We start from the raw sequence: 6,339 nt of genomic DNA, 5'->3' as shown, positions 1-6,339 counted from the left end.
GATGCTCGCTTTCCGCGGGGCGGGCGGTGAGCCTCCTCGGCGTAAACGCCTGTGGGGTCTCACCTGTCCCGCTGCTCCCGCAGGAGTCTCGCACTTCCGCTCCAATCAACCTTAAATAGTTTCGTTTAAAAACAACAATCTTTACGAAAGGAGCGAAAATAAAAAATAAACAACCAATTAGGTTTCTCCCTTGGTTGTTTATTTTTATTCATAACTAATAAAGACCCCTGTGTTTGAAACAGTAACATTCAACTATAAACTTTATTCCATTCTCAAATAAAAATCGATTAAATACTTTCCAGCCCACTTTCTGTCCTGCCAAACGGATGACTTCCTGCCAGTCATCTATCAGAAGTTTGTGGGAAACGTCCACAAGCTTATTTTCTTAAAGCTGTAAAGCAACTTCACCATACGGTTTCTTGAAATGCCTGATTCGGCTCTCTCCTTTTGCCCCATCCAAATCAACGGGTATAGTTCACGGGGTCATTCACACGCACATATATATTGAAGAAATGCCGCTCCCTCTTCATTCAATACAATATTGCACGCAACTTTAAGCGCTTCTACAGGAAACAGCTCTGAAACAGGAAGTCCCCCCGCAAATGAAATGACTTCTGGTCTTTCTGTTACTTTTACTATCTCACGGGTCTCAGAAGATGTTACTAGACGAGCTCATTTTCCATTTGTAAACAATCCTTCCTTGAAACCTCGATATTTTACCTTTTACTCTATTTTATTTGAATATTCAGACACCCTTCACACTCCTACTGCCTTCATGTTTCGAGAGATATAGATTGCACCAATGCCGGACGCACTTAAATAGCCTTTGCTGCATTGAGCAAAGGCTTACCTTTTTGACGAGTTTCTTCTATATATTAAAAATAAAAATCCCGCCAAGCTATTTCTCCACTTTTTCCTTATTTCTTAACTTCTCCACTTTTTCGGGAGTGAGGGTGATGTCCCGGACAGGGGAAACTCTTCCCCATTCATCCTTGTGAACGATGTGTTTTCGTTCAAATTTGGTCGGAGTATCTATACCTGCGGCAGCTGCAAGGTTAAATAGCCCCTCGCGGAGGGAAATCACGTAATTGGCGACTCGGTATTGTTTTTCCTCAATAACCAGACCTTCCTGCAACTTTGAATCAGTTGTGGCTACTCCTGCAGGGCAATGATTTGTATGGCAGATTTCAGCCATGATGCAGCCAACGCTAATCATAAAACCGCGGGCTATATTGACTAAATCTGCCCCCATCGCTAAAGCGACCGCCACTTTATCTGGAGAAGTCAGCTTGCCTGATGCAATCAGCTTGACCCGGCTTCGTATACCATATTTTTTTAACATCTCATCTACAAGTGGCAAGGCTGACATAATTGGGAGTCCGACTGCATCTGCAAGCTCCTGATAGGTTGCCCCAGTTCCGCCTTCCCCGCCATCCACCGTGATAAAATCCGGCCCTTTACCTGTATCTCTCATGGTTTTCGTCATTTCCTCAAGTGCATCAAGATCCCCCACAACAATTTTGATACCGATAGGCTTTCCGCCTACATCCCTCATTCTTTCCACAAATTCGAACAATTCATTAAAATTCTTGAATTCATAGAACCTGTTAGGGCTATTGATCGTTTGGCCAGGTTCTACCAGGCGGATTTGGGCAATTTCTTCTGTCACCTTCTGTCCTTCAATATGCCCACCTCTGATTTTGGCACCTTGTGCCAGCTTAATTTCAAATGCCTTTACTTGCTCGATTTCACTTTTCTTCTTGAATTCTTCCCAGGAGAACTCCCCACCTGGTGTCCTTACTCCAAACAGTCCCGGACCGATTTGCATCATGATGTCGGGATTTCCGGAGAGATGATATTTGGAAAGACCACCTTCACCAGTATTCATCCATGTTCCTCCTGCAAGCCCTAATCCTCTCGACAGTGCAGTGATGGCATTCTCACCGAGTGCCCCGTAGCTCATTGCAGACTGTCCTACGAGCCCCTTTAATTTAAAGGGATTCCGGCATGTATCCCCTCCGATTATGACAGCATCCTCGTCTCGTAAAAAGTACGGTTCTATTTGTCTATCTTCGCGCTTCTCCTTTCTGGTCAATAGACCTTCCTCATCTACTTCATATACCTTTGTATTGATTTTTTGGCTATTATCTATTCTCAATTCTTCCCGGAGATTGGGAAACATACTATTTCGAATATAGTATCCAGCCTCATTGAAGTCACGTTCCGATCCAAATCCGATTAAACGCTCCTTATATTTTCCTGCTTTTACAACATCCTCGAATTCCTTTCTTGAGAAAGGGGTGCCTTCATTATTATTTTCAAATAAATACTGCCTAAGTTCAGGTCCTATTAGCTCTGTCATGTATCTAATTCTGCCGATTAGGGGGAAATTCCTCAGGATTGAATGTTGTTTTTGTGTATCATCCTTTCGGTAAAAGTACGCTGCGGCCGCAACTGTCCCTAAAACCGCAGATCCTTTTAAAACTGTGGGAAGGTAATTTTTTAACTTGGACATTTTATCACCCTTTGCTTCTTATTTTTGTGCAAGTTACTCGAGTTATCTATAATCTTTGGAGTGCTTCATCAATCAGAATTTCGCCAGAAGTTACATGGAACGTTTTATTAAATACTTCTTCAGTATCCAGCGCTTTGACCAATACAGAAGCAATATCCTCTTTTGGTATCTCGCCTTTGCCATTCACAATTGATGGTCCAGCTTCAACTTTACCTATTCCCGGCTTATCCACAGGCATACTTGTCCGTATAACCGTATATGTAAGCTTTTCCTGTTTTAATAGCTCTTCTGAGTGGTACTTGACATCGTTTGTACTAGAATCTAAGCTTTCCATTTCTTTTGCTCGCATGGTGTTCATCAGAACAAAGCGCTTCACCCCATGTTTCTTAGCAGCCTCAACAGAGTCTATTACTGACTGATGGTCAACCAGTATTGGTTTGCCCTCCCCAGTCCGGGGACTGGCGCTACTCAGGTAGATTACTGCTTCACAGCCCGAAAAAGCACTGGAAAAATCCCTTCTTTCCAAAGAAACTACATCTCGAGCTCCAAGTTTAACCATTTCCTCTACTTTATTCTCTGCTCCCACCAGTGCTACCGGGTTATGGTGCCTGTCTGCCAGCTGTTTTACAACGTGCTCTCCGGTCATGTCCTCTGTTCCTATTACTAGAACTCTCATTTTAATACCTCCCTGCTAGTTTCATAATATATATTTACCACTTTAAAGTTTAATGAAACAATTAAGCGTCTTCGCCGTATCGTTAATTTTAACGATTCTTTGATAGTTTATTATTAGGGGAATTCCCATTCTTCAGTGGAAGCAATTAGACTTTTTTTACTTATATTGAACGTAGTAATCTCAAAATTAATAATCTGACATCCATTATTACTGAAGCTGTACGAACTAGATTAGTGATTGGAATTTAAATAATAACGAAACCCAACTACTCAGCTCTTGTGAAGTAAATGGGGTTTGATTCGGGGAATTATAGAAAACTTGATATTAAAGACGATTATTTCCTGGGGAAACAAACCCGAAAAATTATCTCTTATAAATATTAATTTCTTATGTAATCACTCCATACATTCTATAGTTAATCGGCACAAACTTTCTTACGAACACCATATTGAGGAATTCCACACGAAGGATACTGCCATCTATAAAGTATAAAAACTATATTTATCAATCCGGAAATGAGGAGCCCTATTTTTTCAAAACTGAAAAATTACTAACTACAGGAATGCTAAACTGACAAGCTATCCATATATGAAAAAAGAACCTCTAGTAATATACTAAAGATTCAGGATTAATAAATATATTGTTAATATATTAAATGAAAGCAATTAAATTAATATATTTCCATAATACGAGATAAACGAATAGAGAAAATCTTTTGATTTTCATCCTTTAAGGAAAGGGTTTGTTCATTAAGGTTAAGTTTATGCAATTGACCCTTACATGTTTTTAATACTCCTTCTTTATAATAAATGATGGTCGTTATGCCCTTTTTTTTCAACGATTTTAAGATCACCTGATTATCTCCTTTCTGTCTATTGAATTATTTACTAAAATTGTATGATAATTGGTGCAAAACTATGAAATCGATTAGGATATATTTATTATACAATGAAAATCGTAAGCGTTTTCATTGTTGTTGTGAACAATTTGTGAAGGTTTGAACATTAGAATATTTTAGGAAATCGTAAAATCAATAATAAAAAATGAATATTAAGTAAATCGACTTTTTAGACTGAAAATTACTTAACGTATAATATCCCCGTTTTGTCGGCGGACTCCCTTATCGACAATACGGACTGATTTCTAAAGTTTATCCGAAGTCATTCCAAGATCGTTAGTCCAGAAAGAATTGGTTTCCCTATCTTTTTCAAATTGTCATTGGGACTAAACGGTATTGCTTTTCAAAAGTTAGATTAAAATGAGGTTGATAGATTTGAATGTTTGATCATTTTTTTACAATACAATATATTGACGGCTTCAATACATGATGGATTCTTCATTAAGAAGGATCGCTTTTTCTTTGCGGCATAATCTTAAGGGAGAGCGGGTGTCAGATACCGATTGATATTCGGAATTTAAAGACTAATGACTCATTTACAAACTATTCAGTTAAATACATAATTAGGAAGATTATGAAGAAGGAGGGATTATATGTATAGAAAATCACTAACAGTACTATTAGCTGCGGGTATGGTTCTATCAACTGGTACAGTATTTGCACAAACTAGCGGAGCAATAAATGCCCAGTCTGACACAGCTTTTGATAACAAAGTTATCAAAAAAATTAGTGCGGACAATATGTATAATACGATTGCCTATCTATCAGAGCAACCGAGAGCTGCTGGTACAGAAGGGGAGCTCCGTGCAGTCAAATACATAGAAAGTCAGTTTAAGAGTCTTGGTTTCGAAACAAGGGTTCAGCCTTTTCCCATCTATGATACGGTGCAAAATGTAAAAGTGAAAATTGGTGACAGTGATTTAGGAGGAACACCGCGTGCCCTTAGCGGCAGTATCAGCGGAAAGGTAACGGCCGAACTTGTTAATGTTGGAAAAGCAAAGCCAGAGGAAGTTGGAGAAAATGTATCCGGGAAAATTGCACTAGTTGAACGTGGGGACATTACCTTTGTTGAAAAGGTTCAGAATGTCCTAAATAAAGGAGCGGTTGGCGTTTTAATGTACAACAACTCACCATCAGGAAATAATTTCGGACAAGTATCAGCGGGGCAAAATATACCTGCTGTAGCCATTACCCAAGCCCAAGGGTTAGAGTTGGTCGAACAGCTTAAAACTAAACAAATCACGTCCACTCTGGAAGTGGGAAAAGCTGAAAGGATCGAAAAGACATCCTACAATGTCATCGCTTCCCTAAAACCAAAAGCCAATAAGGATAATGGTCAAATCGTGACTGTTGGAGCCCATCATGATTCTGTCCCGGGAGGCCCTGGTGCAAACGATGATGCTTCTGGTGTATCAGCTGTTCTGGAACTGGCAAGGATCCTGGCCAAAACGCCAATTGACACTGAAATTCGCTTCCTCACGTTCGGATCTGAGGAAAGAGGGCTCGTTGGATCATCCTTCTATGCTGATTCCCTTCCCAAAGAGGATGTAGACCGCATGGTGGCTCACTTCCAAATGGATATGATAGGCGGACGTGATGCTGGCGAGGATAATCCTGCAGGTGGTTTGATTATGTATACCATTGATGGAATGAAAAACCTTGTGACGGACCTGGGTTCCTCAGCAGGGGCCAGAACGATGGATGTTGCGATTCCTTATGGACAGCTGGGCAGGAGTGACCACCAACCATTCCATGAGCTTGGCATTCCATCCGCCTTGTTTATCCATTCCCCTGTAGAGCCTTGGTATCACCAGCCTACAGATACACTGGATAAGATATCGAAAGAAAAATTGCAGCAAGCAGCTGAAATTGTCGGTGCCAGTGTGTATCAAATTGCCCGTCCGGAAACTCCGGCATTAACAAATGCACGTGTAGCTCCTGGCACGGTAGACTATGATTTTGATGATCGTCCGGTAGATTAAATACTTCATTGTACAGAATTAAGAGATTAATAATCGATCTTGGAGAAAAAATCAGGAGGGCATCTGTGTAGTTTACAGATGCTCTCTTCTTTTTATCGGCCAGCGCCTTGTGCATAATTTTTCACTATTTCTAAGTTCTAAGTCTAGTGAAAATCCTATATGAAATATGTAATAAAACATACAAGCTTATCCAACTCCAATACTACTTCACAGAAATCCAAAAACAGCTCAAACTTTAAAGGGCGGGCTGTTTTTGGAAATTTTAGGT

4 protein-coding genes are annotated in these 6,339 nt (G+C 40.1%); 1 reads left to right on the top strand and 3 read right to left on the bottom strand.

Annotation, left to right across the window (positions count from 1 at the left end):
* Nucleotides 1-898: 898 nt before the first annotated feature.
* The 3 genes from AC1DIV_RS25690 to AC1DIV_RS25680 all read right to left on the bottom strand — a co-directional run bounded on the left by AC1DIV_RS25690 (nucleotide 899) and on the right by AC1DIV_RS25680 (nucleotide 4,044).
* Nucleotides 899-2,515 carry an FMN-binding glutamate synthase family protein gene (locus AC1DIV_RS25690; protein WP_340876636.1) on the bottom strand — a complete coding sequence of 539 codons (1,617 nt, stop codon included), beginning with the start codon at nucleotides 2,513-2,515 and terminating at the stop codon, nucleotides 899-901.
* A 46-nt stretch (nucleotides 2,516-2,561) separates the two neighbouring features.
* Nucleotides 2,562-3,191, bottom strand: a complete 630-nt coding sequence (locus AC1DIV_RS25685; RefSeq protein ID WP_340876637.1) for an NAD(P)H-binding protein — start codon at nucleotides 3,189-3,191, stop codon at nucleotides 2,562-2,564.
* Nucleotides 3,192-3,861: 670 nt separating this feature from the next.
* Nucleotides 3,862-4,044, bottom strand: a complete 183-nt coding sequence (locus AC1DIV_RS25680; protein WP_034307388.1) for a YolD-like family protein — start codon at nucleotides 4,042-4,044, stop codon at nucleotides 3,862-3,864.
* 638 nt (nucleotides 4,045-4,682) lie between these two features.
* On the opposite strand from AC1DIV_RS25680, the gene AC1DIV_RS25675 reads away from it, so the two are divergent.
* The gene (locus AC1DIV_RS25675; RefSeq protein ID WP_340876638.1) at nucleotides 4,683-6,071 is read left to right on the top strand and encodes a M28 family peptidase; all 1,389 of its coding nucleotides are present in this window, start codon (nucleotides 4,683-4,685) and stop codon (nucleotides 6,069-6,071) included.
* Nucleotides 6,072-6,339 lie beyond the last annotated feature (268 nt).

This window comes from Peribacillus sp. 05N428, assembly GCF_056397085.1.
Note: the sequence above shows the minus strand (reverse complement) of the source record. Positions and strands in the feature narration are given on the sequence as shown.